The following is a 16098-nucleotide window of genomic DNA, read 5'->3' as shown; positions in this document are numbered from 1 at the left end:
AACAGCTTGATTGAACGGCAGGCTGACGCGGGCCCGCCAACCGACCTGCTCGCGGACTTGAATGTAGCAACATCTCTACGTAGATTCCGCAGGCGGAGCATAGCCACGGCTTGGAGGCTCAAACGGTGGTGACCACCCTGACCAGCCGACAATTCAATCAAGATACCAGCGGCGCCAAGAAAGCCGCATCGCAGGGTCCCGTCTTTATTACCGACCGCGGTCGCCCGGCCCATGTCCTATTGAGGATCGAGGATTATTTGCGCCTGAGCGGCGGGCATATGAGCCTTGCCGAAGCTCTGGGACAGGCGAACGCGGATTTCGATTTCGAACCGCCTCGCGTGACCGGCGGCATCTCCAGGCCCGCTGATCTCGACTGATGTTTCTGCTCGACACCAATGTCATTTCCGAACTGAGGCGGCCGGATAAGGCCAATCGCAACGTCCTCGCTTGGGCCAATGCTGTGCCTGCGGCGAATTTTTTCATGTCCGCCATCTCGATTCTTGAGATTGAACTTGGTGCGCGCCTGATCGAGCGCAAAGACGCGGCGCAAGGTGCTGTCCTGCGTGCCTGGATCAACGATCACATTCTGGCCCGCTTCGAAGGAAGGATTCTGGCGATCGACACCGCCGTGGCGCAGCGTTGCGCCCAGTTGCATGTTCCCAACCCGTGGGCCGAACGCGACGCCCTTATCGCTGCGACCGCGCTTGTTCACGGCTTGACGGTCGTTACGCGCAATGTGGGGGATTTCGACCCTACGGGCGTGACGCTGCTGAATCCGTGGAGCGGCACCTAAATTTAGCGCAGCCGCACGACCGGCGCGACTTCCGATGCCGCATCCTGAGCATCGGCCGCATCGTCGATATCGGCCCCCTTCGGCAGCGCCTCCACCACCTCGATGCCCTTGCTGTGGCAGATCGTGGCGAGGCGCTCGGGCAGCTCCTGGTCGGTCACGAAGGTCTGGATCTGGGTGATGTGGGCGATGCGCACAGGCGCGCTGCGGCGCAGCTTGGTGGAATCGGCGACCAGCATGACGCTGCGGGCATTGGCGATGATGGCCTGCGCCACCTGAACCTCGCGATAGTCGAAGTCGAGCAGCGCGCCCTCCTCGTCGATCGCGGACGCCCCGATGATGGCATAGTCGACCTTGAACTGGCCGATCAGCTGCGTCGCGGTCGAGCCGACCACCGCGCCGTCGGCGCGCCGCACCGTGCCGCCGGCCACCACCACCTCGATGCGGGGATGGCGGTAGAGCAGCATCGCGACATTGAGGTTGTTGGTGATGACGAGGAGGTCCTCGTGCGAGGTCAGCGCGCTCGCGACCTCCTCCGTCGTGGTGCCGATGTTGATGAACAGCGAGCAACCGTTCGGGATCAGCGAGGCGGCTGCAGCGCCAATCGCCTTCTTCTCGTCGGCGGCGACGAAACGGCGCGCCTCATAGGCGAGATTCTCCACGCCGGAGGCGATAATGGCGCCGCCATGAATGCGGGTCAGCGATCTCCGTTCGCAGAGATCGTTGAGATCCTTGCGGATGGTCTGAGCGGAGACTTCGAACCGGCGCGCCAGCTCGTCGACCATGACGCGGCCGGAGGCGCGCGCGATGTTGAGGATTTCGGCTTGGCGATGGGTCAGTCCGGTCACAGCAACGGCCTCAAATCAGGATGATGCATGGTGCGGCGGTTCGCGCTTCCGGTCAATGCCGGAACCCACCGGCTAGCCGACCAGGAATCTCACCACGCCATTGCCGTGGCAATACGCGCGAGGAGGTCAGGATCGTCATAGGCGCTCGCGGACGCAATAGCGCCGGCTGCAACGAGATCGGCATGGCCGAGCGTGGTGCGCATCCCGATGGTCGGGATTCGGGCCGCGGCGGCCGATTGCACGCCGGAGCGGGAGTCCTCGAACGCGATGGAGCCCGCCGCGCTGGCGCCCACGAAGCGCAGCCCTTCCTGATAGGGCAGCGGATGCGGCTTTCCATGCGGCAGCTCGTCGCCGATTACGATCGCCTTGAACCGCTCGGTGATGCCAAGCCCCGACAGCAGCAGCTCCGCGTTGAGACGCGGCGCGTTGGTCACCGCGACCATGGGGATGCCGGCGGCGTCCGCCCGGTCGAGCAGCGCCATCAGGCCCGGCAGCGGCGCGATCTGGCCCGCCACGAGGCCGCGAAAAATCGCCTCCTTCTCGTCGAGGATGGCGATCCGTCGTTCCGGCGTTTCGTCCGGCAGAAATCGCTCCCCGATCGACACGTTGGAAAAGCCCTGGAGCTCGCGCTTGAAGCGCTCCTCATCTACGACATGGCCGCGCGGGCCGAACACGCGATTGAAGGCCTCGCGATGAAGGGCATCGGTGTCGGCCAGTGTGCCGTCGATATCGAACAGCAATGCCCGCCCCATTGCTCGCTCTTTCGCCTCGATCATTTCCGCACTTTTCCGAATACCCAACGTATCAATACAGAAGGGGTATCAATATTGCCTCTGTCGCGCAATCATGCGCGTGCATGACGATGCCGCGACACTCGACAAAGCCGCGCGCGGCTGCAACACTCTGGCCAAGATCAAAAAGGAGGAAACGATGACGATCAACCGACGCGATCTGGCTCTCTCGACTCTCGCCGTCTCGGCGCTCGCGTTCGCCATGCCGGCGCTCGCCGCTTCAGCGGAAGAGGAAGCCGTGGCGAAGCAGGTCGAGGCCTTCCGCCTTGCCCAGATCGCGGCCGATCCGAAAGCGCTGGGCGCGCTGTGCGCGGAGGAGCTGAGCTACAGCCATTCCAGCGGCAAGGTCGAGGACAAGGCGACGTTCATCGCCAATGCCACGGACGGCAAATCGAAATTCCTGTCGATCGAATATAAGGATCCCACCATCAAGGTCGTCGGCCCTGCAGCGATCGTGCGTTTCCACTGGCTGGGCGAGCAGGAGATGGCAGCCGATGGGAAGAAAGTATCGACCAACCTTCACATCCTGATGAACTGGCAGAAGCAGGGAGACGAGTGGAAGCTCTTGTCGCGCGCAGCGACGAAGCTGTGACCGCGCTTCTGACCCTCTCCCCTTGTGGGCCCCCTTGTGGGAGAGGGCGGCTCGCCGCATAGCGGCGAGTCGGGTGAGGGGTATACTTCCGCGAGGCAACCTGCCTTTGAGGCCGCCGATAGAACCCCTCATCCGGCGCTTCGCGCCACCTTCTCCCACAAGGGGAGAAGGGCAGCGGCGTGCGCGGCAAAAAATTCCGACCACGCTTCGCGCATCAAAATCACCAGCGGAAGGCGCTTACGCCGCCTCCTTTACATCGCCATTCACCAGCCTGCGTGCGGCGCGTTCTGCTTCGCGCGCGTTGCGGAAGAGCTGGCCTTCGAGACGGTTGAAGCGGTCGGATGACGCGAAAAAGCGATAGCCTCCAGAAGAACGAACGACGATACCCGCGGTCTGCGAATCGACTTCGATGATGTAGCTGTCCGGCATGGTCCGTGGATTCCTCAGTGCGGGCAAATAACGGTGCTCCTGCCCAAAGGTTCCCAGGCATTTGAGGCCGTTTCCACCCCGAATCGACACCCAATTGAGTACGCCGGTACCTCATCCGTTTTATGACTGGTTCTTGGTGAAGCCGCGACGGGCATGACGCACGGACGCCGCGTTTGGCAGCGCTTGCCGCGTCGTCGTGAGATGAGGCAGAGCGTCGCGCGCGACTACGTCGCGCTCGGCGGATCATTTCGCTGGATCGGCTGTGGGCGGCCGTGATCGTCGATCGAGACGTAGGTGAAATTGCCGTCGGTGACGAGGAACGGATGCAGCTCCTTGCGCCGCAATGCCCAGGCCTCGAGATGCACGGTCAGCGAGGTGCGCCCGACGCGCACGAGATTGGCATAGACCGAGACGAGATCGCCGACATAGACCGCTTTGCGAAAATTCATCGCCTCGATCGCGACCGTCACGGTGCGCGACCGCGCGACCTTCGAGGCGAACACGCCGCCGCCGACATCCATTTGGCTCAGCAGCCAGCCGCCGAAGATGTCACCGTTGGCATTGGTGTCGGCGGGCATCGCCAGCGTGCGGATGCAGAGATCACCGCTCGGCCCGGTCGTGGCTTGTTCGTTCATGCCTCTCTCGCTCGAGATTGCTCAATTGAAATTGTCCCAGCCCGGATCGGGCGCGAAGCGCTCGCCGAATCGCTCCGCCAGCGCACGCAGGGTGGATACAATGTTTTCCGCGCCGCGCGTGCGGGCATAGTTCAGCGGACCGCCACGGAACGGTGCATAGCCGGTCCCGAAGATCATGGCGCCGTCGACCGCATCGGGATCATCGACGATGCCTTCGCGCAAGCACGCGATGCAGACATTGGACATCGGCAGCACCAGGCGATCGATCATCTGGTCGGTGACGCGCGGGCCGGTCTCCGGCAGCGGCGCCTTCACGGCCTTGCCGTCCCTCCAGGTGTAAAAACCCTTGCCGGCTTTGCGACCGAGCTCGCCCTTGGCGACCTTCTCGCGCAACCAGGCCGGCGTCGGCGGCAGGAGATCGCCGAACTTGGTGCGCAGCATGTCGCCAACGTCGAGGCAGATGTCGAGCCCGACCTGATCGGCGAGTTCGATCGGCCCCATCGGCATCCCGAACTGCTCGGCCGCGGCGTCGATCAGGCGCTGGTCGATCTTCTCGTCCAGCATCACCATCGCTTCCAGCATGTACGGCGTCAGCGCGCGGTTGACGAGGAAGCCGGGTGAGGTCCTCACCGCGAGCGGCAGCCGGTCGATCGCGCCGACGAAGGCGAGCGCCTCCTTCAGCGCCTCAGGGGGGTTGCCGTCATGGCTGACGACCTCGACCAGCTGCAGCCGCGATACCGGATTGAAGAAGTGAAGGCCGACCAGCCGCTCCGGCCGCGCCAGCGTGGTGCGCAGATCCTGAAGCGGAATGCTCGAGGTATTGGTGGCGAGGATCGCACCGGGCTTCATCCATGGTTCGAGGCCGGCATAGACCTTCTGCTTCAGCTCCAGCTTCTCCGGCACGGCCTCGATGATGAGATCGGCGTTACGGACACCCTCACCGTCCATGTCGGGGATAAGGCGGTCGAGCGCGTCGCGCACCTCCGTGGGCTTGCGGATGATCTTGCCGTAGAGCTCGGCCGCGCGCTTGACCGCGCCCGCGATCGGCTCCGGCTTCATGTCGGCGAGCGAGACGCGCAGCCCCTGCCCCGCACACCAGGCCGCGATGTCCCCACCCATGGCGCCGGCGCCGATGACGTGGACGTGCTTCACCCTGCTGCCGGAGCCTGCGGCCTTCTTCATTTGCTCGCGCAGGAAGAACACGCGGATCAAATTCTGCGCGGTCGGCGTCACCATCAGCTTGGCGAAGGACGCCTGCTCGGCCTTCAGCATCGCGGCCTTGCTGCCGCCATGGGTCTCCCAGAGATCGATCAGCGCGTAAGGCGCGGGATAATGTTCGCGGGATGCGGCCTTTGCCGCCTCCGCACGCATGCGCTTGGCCAGCAGGCCACGTATCGCTCCGAGATTGGCCGCACGCGCGAGCAGACCGGGCTTGGACCGCTTGAGCCGGCCGAACAGCGCATCCCTCACGGCGCACTGGACGTGCCGCTCCTGCGTCACGGCATCGACGAGGCCGAGTGATTTGGCCCGGCGCGCGTCGATGGTGCGGCCGGTCAGCATGAGCGCCATCGACCGGGTCGGATTGACCAGCGCGGTGAACCGCGCGGTACCGCCGAGGCCGGGATGCAGGCCGAGCATCACCTCCGGGAAGCCGAAGCGCGCGCCGTCGATGGCGATGCGCGCCTGACAGGCCAGCGCCACCTCGAGCCCGCCGCCGAGGCAGAAGCCGTGGATGACCGCGACCGTCGGCAGCCTCAAGGCTTCCAGATGGTCGACCACCGCATGCGCGGCGCGGATGCGCGTCTCCACCATTCCAGGGTCGGACGCACCGCGGAATTCGTTGACATCGGCGCCCGCAATGAAGCCGGAGGGCTTTGCCGAGCGGATGACGAGGCCGCCGGGACGCTCGGTCTCGATCGCTGCAAGCACCGCGTCGAACTCCTCCATCACGTCGGAGGACAGCGTGTTGGCGCTCGTCTCGGCGCGATCGAACAGCAGCCAGGCGACGCCGTCGGCATCGCGCGTCAACTTGAAATGCTTGTAGCGACTGTCTGCCGCCGGCTTGGGCCCGAGCTCCAGCAGCCGGTCGCCAAGCGCAGTCATGATCTTGGAATCCATGGTCACACCGCCTCGATCAGCATGGCGCCGCCGAGCCCGCCGCCGATGCATTCGGTGGCAACGCCGCGCCGCGTGCCGAGCCGCTTCATCGCGTTGACGAGATGCAGCACGATGCGGTTGCCGGAGGTGCCGACGGGATGGCCGAGCGAGATGGCGCCGCCGTCGACATTGAGCCTATCGCGGTCGATCTCACCGGCCGCGCCGTCGAGCCCGAGAATCTCGCGGCAGAACTTGTCGTCGTTCCAGGCGGCGAGACAGCCGAGCACCTGGGTGGCGAAAGCCTCGTTCAGCTCCCAGGTCTCGACGTCCTTGATGGTGAGGTCGTTGCGCGTGAGCAGCGGCGTTACGGACATCACCGGACCGAGCCCCATGATGCTGGGGTCGAGCGCAGCCCAATGGCTGTCGACGATGACGGCCTTCGGCGTCAGCTTGTGCTTGGCCACCGCCGCGTCGGAAGCCAGAATGATCCAGGACGCGCCGTCGGTGATTTGCGAGGAATTGCCGGCGGTGACCTGCCCCCAGGGGCGTTCGAACACCGGCCTCAGCTTTGCCAGAGACTCGGGCGTCGAGTCCGGCCGCACGCCGTCATCGTGGTCGAAGAACTTGCCGTCGCGTGAGAAGGCGGTCTCGACCTCGCCCTTGAGAAAACCCGCGCCTTGCGCATGCGCGAGGCGGCGATGGCTCTCGGCGGCATAGGCATCGGACTGCGCGCGCGTGATGCCGAAGAGATGGCCGACGACCTCGGCGGTCTGGCCCATGTTCAGGTCGGTGACGGGATCGGTCAGGCCGCGCTCGAGACCGATGATCGGCTTGAGATAGCGCGGCCGCAGCTTGAACGCCGAGGCGATCTTCGCGGCAACGCCCTTGGCGGTGGCAAGGCCGGCAAACCAGCGCACGCCCGCGTTTGGCCAAACCAGCGGCGCGTGGCTGAGCGCCTCGGTGCCGCCGGCGAGGATCATGTCGGCATGGCCTTCGCGGATGTAGCGGTAGGCGGTGTCGATCGACTGCATGCCGGAGCCGCAATTGATCTGCACGGTGAAGGCGACCATGTCCTCGCCCATGCCGAGCCGGAGCGCGGCAACGCGGGCGGGATTCATCTCGTCCGCGATCACGTTGACGCAGCCGAGGATGACTTGATCGAAGCTGTCAGGGGCGAACGGCTGGCGCGCCAGGAGCGGCCGGCCGCACTGCACGGCGAGATCGACCGGCGTAAACGGACCTGGCCCCGAACGCGCCTTCAAGAACGGGGTCCGACTGCCGTCGACGATGAATACCGGTCGCGCCATCAGCTCGCCGCCCTCTGTTCACCGAGTTCCTGGAAGAACTGATGCACGTTGACGGTTTTCTTGTAAATCGGCGACAGTACATCCGGCGCAAAATCGTCGACCTCGATCACTTTTGCGACGGCTTCGCGGGCAGCGGCGAGTTGCTCGCCCTCGGCTTGCGTGATCACGCCTTTTGTGACCGCCTCCTTCCAGTCGCGGACGCGCGCGGCACGCAGGCGCTTGGCGATGGCGTCCGTGCTCGCGACCAGCTTGAACGCGCGTTCCAGCCGGGCAAAGCCGCCGTCGTCATCGACATGGGCCAGATCCGGCGTGAGGCGCTCGCGTGCCGCCGATGGCTCCAGCGCCAGGCTCGCGCATCGGTGCACGACGCGGTCGGAAGGGCCGAGCACACGGGCGCCGAAAGGCTGGACCACGACCTTGAGGAAGCCGGCGACGAACCAGTTGGGCAGATTGGCGAGGATCTCGGCAAGCCGGTTCTCGATGGTTTTGAAGCCGGTCGCCATGCACCATTCCAACGCGGCAAAATCTTCCTTCTGGCGGCCTTCATCTTGCCAGCGCTTCAGCGCGGCCGAGAGCAGATAAAGTTCGGACAGGATGTCGCCGAAGCGGGCCGACAGCATCTCCTTGCGTTTGAGCGCGCCGCCGAGCGTCAGCAGCGTCAGGTCGGCGCAGAGCGCAAAGGCCGCCGAATAGCGCGAGAGCTGGCGGTAGAATGGCGTAGCATCGCCCGCATCGGGCGCCGGCGCGAATGCGCCAAAGGTCCAGCTGCGGCCCAAGGCGCGAAACAGAGTCCGGAAACTGTGGCCGGCGTGCTTCCAGAACGCCTTGTCGAACGCGGTGAGCCCGCGCTCGCGATCGGCATCCGCCAGCGCATTCATTTCGTCGAGCAGATAGGGATGGGCGCGGATGGCGCCCTGCCCGAACACGATGAGATTGCGGGTCAGGATGTTGGCGCCTTCCACCGTGATGCCGACCGGCACTGCGCGATGGAGATTGCCGAGATAGTTTTGCGGACCGTCGATCACGGCCTTGCCGCCATGGATGTCCATGGCGTCATCGATCGCAACCCGCATCCGCTCGGTCGCGTGCAGCTTCATGATGCCGGAGATGACGGCGGGATGAACGCCGGCATTCAGCGCCGCGCAGGTCAGCCGGCGCGCCGCATCGAGTTGGTAGGCAGTCGCGACAATGCGCGCGAGCGGCTCCTCGACGCCTTCGAACTTGGCGATCGAGATGCCGAACTGCTCGCGGATGCGGGCATAGGCGCCAGTGGTGCGCGCGGCATAGGCGGCACCCGCAGCAGAGAGCGACGGCAGCGAGATGCCGCGGCCGGCGGCGAGCGCGGTCATCAGCATCTTCCAGCCTTGTCCGAGCCGCTCCTTGCCGCCGATGACATAGTCGAGCGGGATGAACACGTCGCGGCCCCGATTCGGGCCGTTCTGAAATACCTGCATCGAGGGCAGATGGCGCTGCCCGATCTCGACGCCGGGCAGGTTGGTCGGGATCAGCGCCACGGTGATGCCGTGCTCTTCCTGATCGCCGACGAGGCGATCGGGATCATAGGCCTTGAAGGCGAGGCCGAGCAGCGTCGCGACCGGACCGAGCGTGATGTAGCGTTTGTGCCAGTTCAACCTGAGGCCGACGACCTCGCGCCCCTCGAAGTCGCCCTTGCAGATGATGCCGGTGTCGACCATGGAGGCGGCGTCGGAGCCGGCTTCCGGGCTGGTGAGGCCGAAGCAGGGAATGTCGCGGCCGTCGGCGAGGCGCGGCAGCCAGCGCTGCTGCTGCTCCCTGGTGCCGAACCGCATCAGGAGCTCGCCGGGACCGAGCGAGTTCGGCACCATCACGGTAACGGCCGCGGCGATCGAGCGGGTCGAGATCTTGCGCACCACTTCTGAATGCGCGTAGGGCGAGAAGCCGAGCCCGCCGAACTCCTTCGGAATGATCATGCCGAAGAACTTTTCGCGCTTGACGAAGTGCCAGACGTCCTGCGGCAGATCGCGCAATTCCCAGAAGATCTTCCACTCGTCGAGCATGGCGCAGAGCTCGTCGACGGGACCATCGAGGAAGGCCCGTTCCTCGTCCGTTAGCGTCGGCTGCCGAACCTTCAGCAGCTTCGACCAATCAGGGTTGCCGGTGAAAAGATCGGCATCCCACCAGACGTCGCCCGCCTCCAGTGCCTCGCGCTCGGTATCGGACATCGCGGGCAACACGCCGCGCGCCCAGGAGAAGATCGGCTTTGTCAGGGTGTCGCGGCGGAAGCTCATGGCGGACCTCATGCATCGGCGCGGGTGTCGGGCATTTTAGCGGAAATTGGCTGGCCGCGGTGGAGCGTTCGCCTGCAAAATTGACGCGGCCTGGCGGCCCCGAACCATAACGGCGAGGGTGCGGCGGCAGTTCCGGGAGAAGAAATGCGGTCGATCTCTCGCCGTCATTCCGGAGCGCGCGAAGCGTGAACTCTGGTGCTCAATTGCGCACCAGAGCATCCATCGTGCGGCAGCGTGGGTAGATGAATGGATTCCGGGTTCGCGCCTTGCGGCGCGCCCCGGAATGACGCGTGGAGAGAAAAGCCGGCCTAATCCGGCCGCACCATCTCGAACATGTTTTCCGGCTTGATCTCGAAATAGTCGCCGCGGCGGCCGGCGCGAACGATGGGGCGGGCGGCGGCGGTCTGGTAGACGCCATCCTTGATCAAGGCCTTGTCGATGTGGACGGCGACGACCTCGCCGAGGGTCAGCCACGCGTCGGCCTCCCTGCCGTCGGCACCCTTGAGGCGGACGATATCGGACACCTTGCACTCGAAGGCGACGGGGCTCTCAGCCACGCGCGGCACGTTGACGAGCTTGCCGGGTACAGCGGTGAGGCCCGCGACCTCGAACTCGTCGACCTCGGGGGCGACATGGGCCGCAGTCGCATTCATGTGCTTCGCCAGGTCCATCGTGGCCAGATTCCAGACGAACTCGCCGGTCTGCTGCATGTTCTCGACCGTGTCCTTCCAGTTGGTAGAGGAGAAGCCGATGATCGGCGGCACGTAGCAGAACGCGTTGAAGAAGCTGTAGGGCGCGAGATTGACGTGGCCCCTGGCGTCGCGCGAAGAGATCCAGCCGATCGGCCGCGGCGCGATGATGGCATTGAAGGGGTCGTGCTTGAGGCCGTGGCCCTTGGAGGGCTCGTAGAAGTGGAGGTCTTTGTCGGTCACGCTGGCTTTCCCCTGCTCGTCATTGCGAGCGCAGCGAAGCAAGCCGGAATCCGTCCGCGGAGACAGCCTCGATTGCTTCGCTACGCTCGCAATGACGGAGTTTGATGATCCGTCCCGGACCGCCACGCGGCCGTCAGCCGGGAGCGGTCGGCCTGCTTATAGGAAGAAACGGCCCCGCCCGTCAGTGGCGCGGGGACAGACCCGCGATGACGAAATCGATCATCTGGTCGATGTTCGGGCCCGGCTTGGTGGCGCACTGGGCGATCATCTGCGGGTGGAAGAAGCGCATCATCGCGGTGCAGGAACAGAGCGCAGCCAGTTGCAGGTCGGGAGCCTCGAACTCGCCGGAGGCCACGCCTTGCGCGATCATCTGCCCAATCAATCCGGCGATACATTCCATGTGGGAGGCGCAGACGTCCCAGTCCTCCTGCATGGCGATCTCGACCATCTCATGCAGCTTGTTGTCGCCGACATAGCGCTCGGTGTTCATGCGGTGGATGGTGGTGAGCAACTCGCGGAAGCGCTCCTTGACCGGACCGGGCCTCGCCACGATCCGCTGGGCCTCAAGCTCGACCTCCCCCATCAGCGACCGGGCCACCGCCTGGTGGATCGCCTTCTTCGATTCGAAGAAGCGATAGACGTTGGCGGGGCTCATCCGGAGTTCCTTGGCGATGTCGCCGACCGTGGTCTTCTGGTAACCGATCTGGCGGAACAGCCGCTCAGCCACCTCGAGAATACGATCCCGGGTGTCGCCTTCGATATGTTCCGCAACCAGTGTCATCTCTCAGGACTCGTTCCTCAATACTTCATCTCACTTATTCAGCCGCCTCAGCAAGTGGAATTGCGCGCCGGTCATCGCTCCCATGCTGCGGCGCGGCAGGCTGTTCGGCGGTGCCGGCCTCGTCCAGGCTCTTCCTGAACCACAGGGCGTAAAGACCCGGCAGGTACAGGAGCGTCAGGAAGGTCGCGACGAACAAGCCGCCCATGATGGTGATCGCCATCGGGCCCCAGAAGGCCGAGCGCGACAGCGGGATCATGGCGAGGATGGCGGCCAGCGCCGTCAACACCACCGGACGGGCGCGGCGGACGGTCGCTTCCACGATCGCCTCGCGCCGGGTCAGGCCGTGGGAGACGTCGGTCTCGATCTGGTCGACCAGGATCACGGTGTTGCGCATGATCATGCCGGCGAGCGCGATCAGGCCGAGCAGGGCCACGAAGCCGAACGGGGCATTGGCAACGTTGAGGCCGAGCGAGGCACCGACGATGCCGAGCGGCGCGGTCAGGAACACCAGGATCAAGCGCGAGAAGCTCTGCAGCTGGATCATCAGCAGCGTCAGCATCACCATGACCATCACCGGGAAGAGGATGAAGATCGAGGCATTGCCCTTGGCAGACTCTTCGAACGCCCCGCCCGGCTCGATCCGGTAGGCCGGCTCGAGATGATCCTTGATCGCCTTCAGCTTCGGCGTGATCTGGTTGGTGACATCCGGCGCCTGCACGCCGTCGACGACGTCGGAGCGCACCGTGATCGCCATGTCGCGATTGCGCCGCCACATGATCGGCTCCTCGTGGGAATACTCGATTCTGGCGATCTGCTGCAGCGGCACAGCGACGCCATTGCGCGAGGTGATGGTGAGATCACCGACACCGCCGAGATCGAGGCGTTCGGAGGGAATCGCACGGGCGACCACGCCGACCTTCTCGATGCCGTCGCGCACGGTGGTGACCTGCGCGCCCGAGATCAGCATCGCGAGTGCCTGCGAGACGTCCTGCGGGGTCAGTCCCATGGCGCGGGCACGATCCTGGTCGACGACGAGCTTGAGATAGGGAGACTGCTCGTTCCAGTCGAGCTGGACGTCCTTGACGCTCTTGTTCTGCCGCATGACATCGCGGACCTGATAGGCGATCTCGCGCACCTTGTTGGCGTCGGGGCCGATCACGCGGAACTGGACGGGGAAGCCGACCGGCGGACCGAAGTTGAAGCGGTCGACGCGCACGCGCGCCTCGGAGAGGAAACCGTCAGCTGCCGCGTTCTCGATCTTGGCCTTGACGCGCTCGCGCGCTTCGACGCCCTTGGCGACGATGACGATCTCGGCAAAGGCCTCGTTCGGCAGCTGCGGGTTGAGGCCCAGCCAAAAGCGCGGCGAGCCCTGGCCGACATAGGCGGTGTAGGTCTCGATGTCCTTGTCATCCTTGAGCAGCGTCTCGGCCTCCTTCACCGCCTTCTCGGTGACGTTGAAGGCGGTACCCTCGGGCAGACGCAGCTGCAGGAACAGCTCGGGCCGCTCCGACAGCGGGAAGAACTGCTGCTGGACATGGCCGAAGCCGACGATCGAAGCAATGAAGACGCCGACGGTCGCGGCCACCACGGTGATGCGATGGTTGACGCACCATTGCACGATGGCGCGCAGGCCCCGGTACATCCGGGTCTCGTAGACCGCGTGCGGATCATGGTGGTGGTGGGCCTTCATGTCGGGCAGCAGCTTGACGCCGATATAGGGCGTGAAGATCACCGCCACGAACCAGGAGGCGACCAGCGCGATCGCCACGATCCAGAAGATGCTGCCGGCATATTCGCCGACCGCGGAATTGGCAAAGCCGATGGGGAGGAAGCCAGCGGCCGTGACCAGCGTCCCCGTGAGCATCGGAAACGCAGTTGATTCCCAGGCAAAGGACGCCGCGCGCATGCGATCCCAGCCCTGCTCCATCTTCACCACCATCATCTCGACCGCGATGATGGCGTCGTCGACGAGCAGGCCGAGCGCGATGATCAGCGCGCCGAGCGTGATGCGATGCAGGTCGAGCGACATCGTGTTCATGACGATGAAGACAATGCCGAGCACCAAGGGCACCGACAGCGCGACCACAATGCCGGTGCGCCAGCCGAGCGCCAGGAACGAGACGAACAGCACGATGACGAGCGCCTCCATGAAGGAGTGAACGAACTCGCCGACGGCGTGCTCGACCACCTTGGGCTGGTCGGCGATCAGCTTGACGTCGATGCCTTGCGGCACGGCCTTCATGAACTCGGCGGTCGCCTTCTCGACCTCCTTGCCGAGATCGAGGATGTTGGCGCCCTTGGCGGTGACGATGCCGATGCCGATCGCGGGCTTGCCTTCCTGGCGCACGACGAAGCTCGGCGGATCGACGAAGCCATGGGTGACGGTGGCGATATCGCCGAGACGGAACACGCGGCCGTTGCTCTCGACCGGCGTCTCGGCGACGGCCTTGGCGCCGTCGAGCGCGCCGGTGACGCGCAGCGGCACGCGCTGCGACGAAGTCTCTACCGTACCGGCCGGCGTCACGTTGTTCTGCTTGGCAAGGGAATCGAACAGTGCCTGCGGCGTGATGCCGAGCGTGGCGAGCTTGGCGTGGCTGAACTCGACGAAGATGCGCTCGTCCTGGTTGCCGTAGACGTCGACCTTGGTCACGCCAGGCACCTTCAACAGGCGCTGACGGAATCCTTCCGAGACCTTCTTGAGCTGGGCATAGTCGGCGCCGTCGCCGGTCATCATGTACAGGATGGAATCGACGTCGGAGAACTCGTCGTTGACGACGGGTCCGAGAATGCCGGAGGGCAGCTGGCCCTGCACGTCGACCAGCTTCTTGCGCAGCAGGTAGAAGAGGTAGGGCACGTCCTTCGGCGGCGTGTTGTCGCGGAAGGTGACCTGGAGCGCGGTGAAGGCGGGCTTGGAATAGGTTTGCACCTTCTCGAAATAGGGCAGCTCCTGGATCTTCTTCTCGATGGGATCGGCGACCTGCGTCTGCATCTCCTGCGCGGTTGCGCCGGGCCAGATCACGGACACGTTGACCACCTTCACCGTGAAGAACGGATCCTCGGCACGGCCGAGCTTCTCATAGGAGAAGAAGCCGGCAACGCCGAGCACGACCATCAGGAAGAGAACCAGCGTCGGATGGCTGACGGCCCAGGCCGAAAGGTTGAAGCGCTTCATCGCACTCTCCGAAAGACGATCCAGTTGCAAACAACCACAGCCGCTCTGTTCGAACCGTCGTCGCGAGGCAGCGAAGCAAATCCAGGGGGCTGGGCAGGTTCTGGATCGCTTCGCCGCTTCAGCCTTTGCTTAGGGACAAAGGCCGAAACTCACCTCACACGACGGAATTCAATTTCCTTGTCATTCCGGGATAGCCGAAGGACCGGACCCGGAATCTCGAGATTCTCAGGTGCGCAATTGCGCACCGTAGTTCGCGCTACGCGCGCCCCGGAATGACGGAAACTAGAAACTCAGGGACGACACGATCCGCACCCGCTGGCTCGGATCGAGCTTCTGCACGCCGAGGGCGACGATCTTGGCGCCCTCTTCGACGCCGCCGGTGATGAGCACGTCGTTGCTCTCGTAGGACTTCACTGCGACCGGCCTCAAGGTGACGGAGCCATTGTCGTCGACAACGAAGAAGGACGGCTTGCCGCCTTCGTTGAACAGCGCCGACAGGGGCAGCCGGGCGACGCGCTCGGTTGCGGCGTCAGACAGCGTCAGCGTCGCGGTCATGCCGAGCGCGACCTTGTCGTCCGCCTCGGGCAGCGAGAACTTTGCCAGATAGGTGCGCGTGGCCGGGTCGGCAGCCGGCGCGATCTCGCGCAGCTTGGCCGCATATTTCTTATCCGGCTCGGACCAAAGAGTGACGCTGGCGACGCCCGACTTGGCGCGTCCAACCAGCGTCTCAGGGATCGCGACGACCGCTTCCTTCTCGGCAAAACGGGCGACACGGATCGAAGCCTGGCCCGCGGCGACCACCTGGCCGGGCTCGATCAGCGTTGCGGTGACGACGCCGCGGGCGTCGGCAACAAGCGTCGCGTAGGAAAGGGAATTCTTGGTCAGCTCGACCGAGCGAACGGCGCGATCGAGGCGTGCGCGGGCCTCGTCGGCAGCCGCACGGCTCGAATCCAGCTGCGCATCCGTGGTCCAGCCCTTCGCCTTCAGATCCTTGGCGCGCTGCTCGGCGGCAGCGGCCTGGGCCAGCACGCCGGTTGCGGCGGTCTGCTCCGCCACCGCCTGCTCGGCCTGGAGCTTCAGGTCGACCTCGTCGAGGGTGGCCAGCGGCTGGCCGACCTCGACCGTCTGGCCGACTTCGACCAGGCGCTTTGCCACCTTGCCGGCGACGCGGAAGCCGAGATCGCTTTCGATCCGCGGCTTGATGGTCCCGACGAAGCTGCGCTCCGGAGTTTCGGCATCATAATGCGCGGTCGCGACCAAGACCGGCCGTGGGGGCTCGGCCTTCTCGGCGACGGTATCATTGCATCCGGCGAGGCTGGCGGCCATCAGGGCCAGCGACACACCTGCCAACAGCCTGGAATAGCTCGACAAAACGGACCGGACGAACATCGAAGGACACTCCTAGCATCTCGAATGAGAGGAATGTCGACTAATCACTGATAAAAGTCAATAATCGT

The 16098-nt window shown here is 64.9% G+C and carries 14 protein-coding genes; 3 read left to right on the top strand and 11 right to left on the bottom strand.

Annotation, left to right across the window (positions count from 1 at the left end; translation table 11 throughout):
* Nucleotides 1-125: 125 nt before the first annotated feature.
* Nucleotides 126-377 carry a type II toxin-antitoxin system Phd/YefM family antitoxin gene (locus P6U28_RS03375; protein WP_407121738.1) on the top strand — a complete coding sequence of 84 codons (252 nt, stop codon included), beginning with the start codon at nucleotides 126-128 and terminating at the stop codon, nucleotides 375-377.
* On the top strand, nucleotides 377-793 hold the full coding sequence (locus P6U28_RS03370; protein WP_122404875.1) for a type II toxin-antitoxin system VapC family toxin: 417 nt from the start codon (nucleotides 377-379) through the stop codon (nucleotides 791-793). The genes P6U28_RS03375 and P6U28_RS03370 overlap by 1 nt, the downstream gene beginning before the upstream one ends.
* A gap of 2 nt (nucleotides 794-795) precedes the next feature.
* Here P6U28_RS03370 and P6U28_RS03365 read toward each other — a convergent pair whose 3' ends face one another.
* Both P6U28_RS03365 and P6U28_RS03360 read right to left on the bottom strand, forming a co-directional pair.
* On the bottom strand, nucleotides 796-1638 hold the full coding sequence (locus tag P6U28_RS03365) for a DeoR/GlpR family DNA-binding transcription regulator (RefSeq protein ID WP_129145852.1): 843 nt from the start codon (nucleotides 1636-1638) through the stop codon (nucleotides 796-798).
* Nucleotides 1639-1727: 89 nt separating this feature from the next.
* Nucleotides 1728-2414, bottom strand: coding sequence for an HAD family hydrolase (locus P6U28_RS03360; protein ID WP_407121737.1), 687 nt, complete (start codon nucleotides 2412-2414; stop codon nucleotides 1728-1730).
* A gap of 154 nt (nucleotides 2415-2568) precedes the next feature.
* On the opposite strand from P6U28_RS03360, the gene P6U28_RS03355 reads away from it, so the two are divergent.
* The gene (locus tag P6U28_RS03355; RefSeq protein WP_122406829.1) at nucleotides 2569-3021 is read left to right on the top strand and encodes a nuclear transport factor 2 family protein; all 453 of its coding nucleotides are present in this window, start codon (nucleotides 2569-2571) and stop codon (nucleotides 3019-3021) included.
* Nucleotides 3022-3258: 237 nt separating this feature from the next.
* Here the strand turns inward: P6U28_RS03355 and P6U28_RS03350 are convergent, their stop codons facing one another.
* From P6U28_RS03350 to P6U28_RS03310, 9 genes are all read right to left on the bottom strand, one after another.
* Complete coding sequence (locus P6U28_RS03350) at nucleotides 3259-3450, bottom strand: hypothetical protein (protein WP_122404878.1); 192 nt, start codon at nucleotides 3448-3450, stop codon at nucleotides 3259-3261.
* A gap of 224 nt (nucleotides 3451-3674) precedes the next feature.
* Entirely contained in the window at nucleotides 3675-4085 is a 411-nt protein-coding gene (locus tag P6U28_RS03345; protein WP_129145854.1) for an acyl-CoA thioesterase, read from the bottom strand.
* A gap of 21 nt (nucleotides 4086-4106) precedes the next feature.
* The gene (locus tag P6U28_RS03340; protein ID WP_407121736.1) at nucleotides 4107-6203 is read right to left on the bottom strand and encodes a 3-hydroxyacyl-CoA dehydrogenase NAD-binding domain-containing protein; all 2097 of its coding nucleotides are present in this window, start codon (nucleotides 6201-6203) and stop codon (nucleotides 4107-4109) included.
* A gap of 2 nt (nucleotides 6204-6205) precedes the next feature.
* Nucleotides 6206-7489 (bottom strand): acetyl-CoA C-acetyltransferase, encoded by a 1284-nt coding sequence (locus P6U28_RS03335; protein WP_209296703.1) that lies wholly within the window; start codon nucleotides 7487-7489, stop codon nucleotides 6206-6208.
* The gene (locus P6U28_RS03330) at nucleotides 7489-9756 is read right to left on the bottom strand and encodes an acyl-CoA dehydrogenase (protein ID WP_407121735.1); all 2268 of its coding nucleotides are present in this window, start codon (nucleotides 9754-9756) and stop codon (nucleotides 7489-7491) included. Before P6U28_RS03330 ends, P6U28_RS03335 begins: the two co-directional genes overlap by 1 nt.
* Nucleotides 9757-10064: 308 nt before the next feature.
* Nucleotides 10065-10688: a flavin reductase family protein gene (locus P6U28_RS03325; RefSeq protein ID WP_164937221.1), complete on the bottom strand. Its 624-nt coding sequence runs from the start codon at nucleotides 10686-10688 to the stop codon at nucleotides 10065-10067.
* A gap of 181 nt (nucleotides 10689-10869) precedes the next feature.
* Complete coding sequence (locus P6U28_RS03320; RefSeq protein ID WP_209296701.1) at nucleotides 10870-11469, bottom strand: TetR/AcrR family transcriptional regulator; 600 nt, start codon at nucleotides 11467-11469, stop codon at nucleotides 10870-10872.
* Between the two features lie 34 nt (nucleotides 11470-11503).
* Entirely contained in the window at nucleotides 11504-14641 is a 3138-nt protein-coding gene (locus P6U28_RS03315) for an efflux RND transporter permease subunit (protein WP_209296700.1), read from the bottom strand.
* A gap of 282 nt (nucleotides 14642-14923) precedes the next feature.
* Complete coding sequence (locus P6U28_RS03310) at nucleotides 14924-16030, bottom strand: efflux RND transporter periplasmic adaptor subunit (protein WP_122404885.1); 1107 nt, start codon at nucleotides 16028-16030, stop codon at nucleotides 14924-14926.
* Between the last annotated feature and the right edge of the window lie 68 nt (nucleotides 16031-16098).

The organism is Bradyrhizobium sp. STM 3561, assembly GCF_045571455.1.
Taxonomy (GTDB): domain Bacteria; phylum Pseudomonadota; class Alphaproteobacteria; order Rhizobiales; family Xanthobacteraceae; genus Bradyrhizobium; species Bradyrhizobium vignae.
The sequence above is the reverse complement of the archived record's forward strand: the minus strand, read 5'-3'. Positions and strand labels throughout refer to the sequence as shown.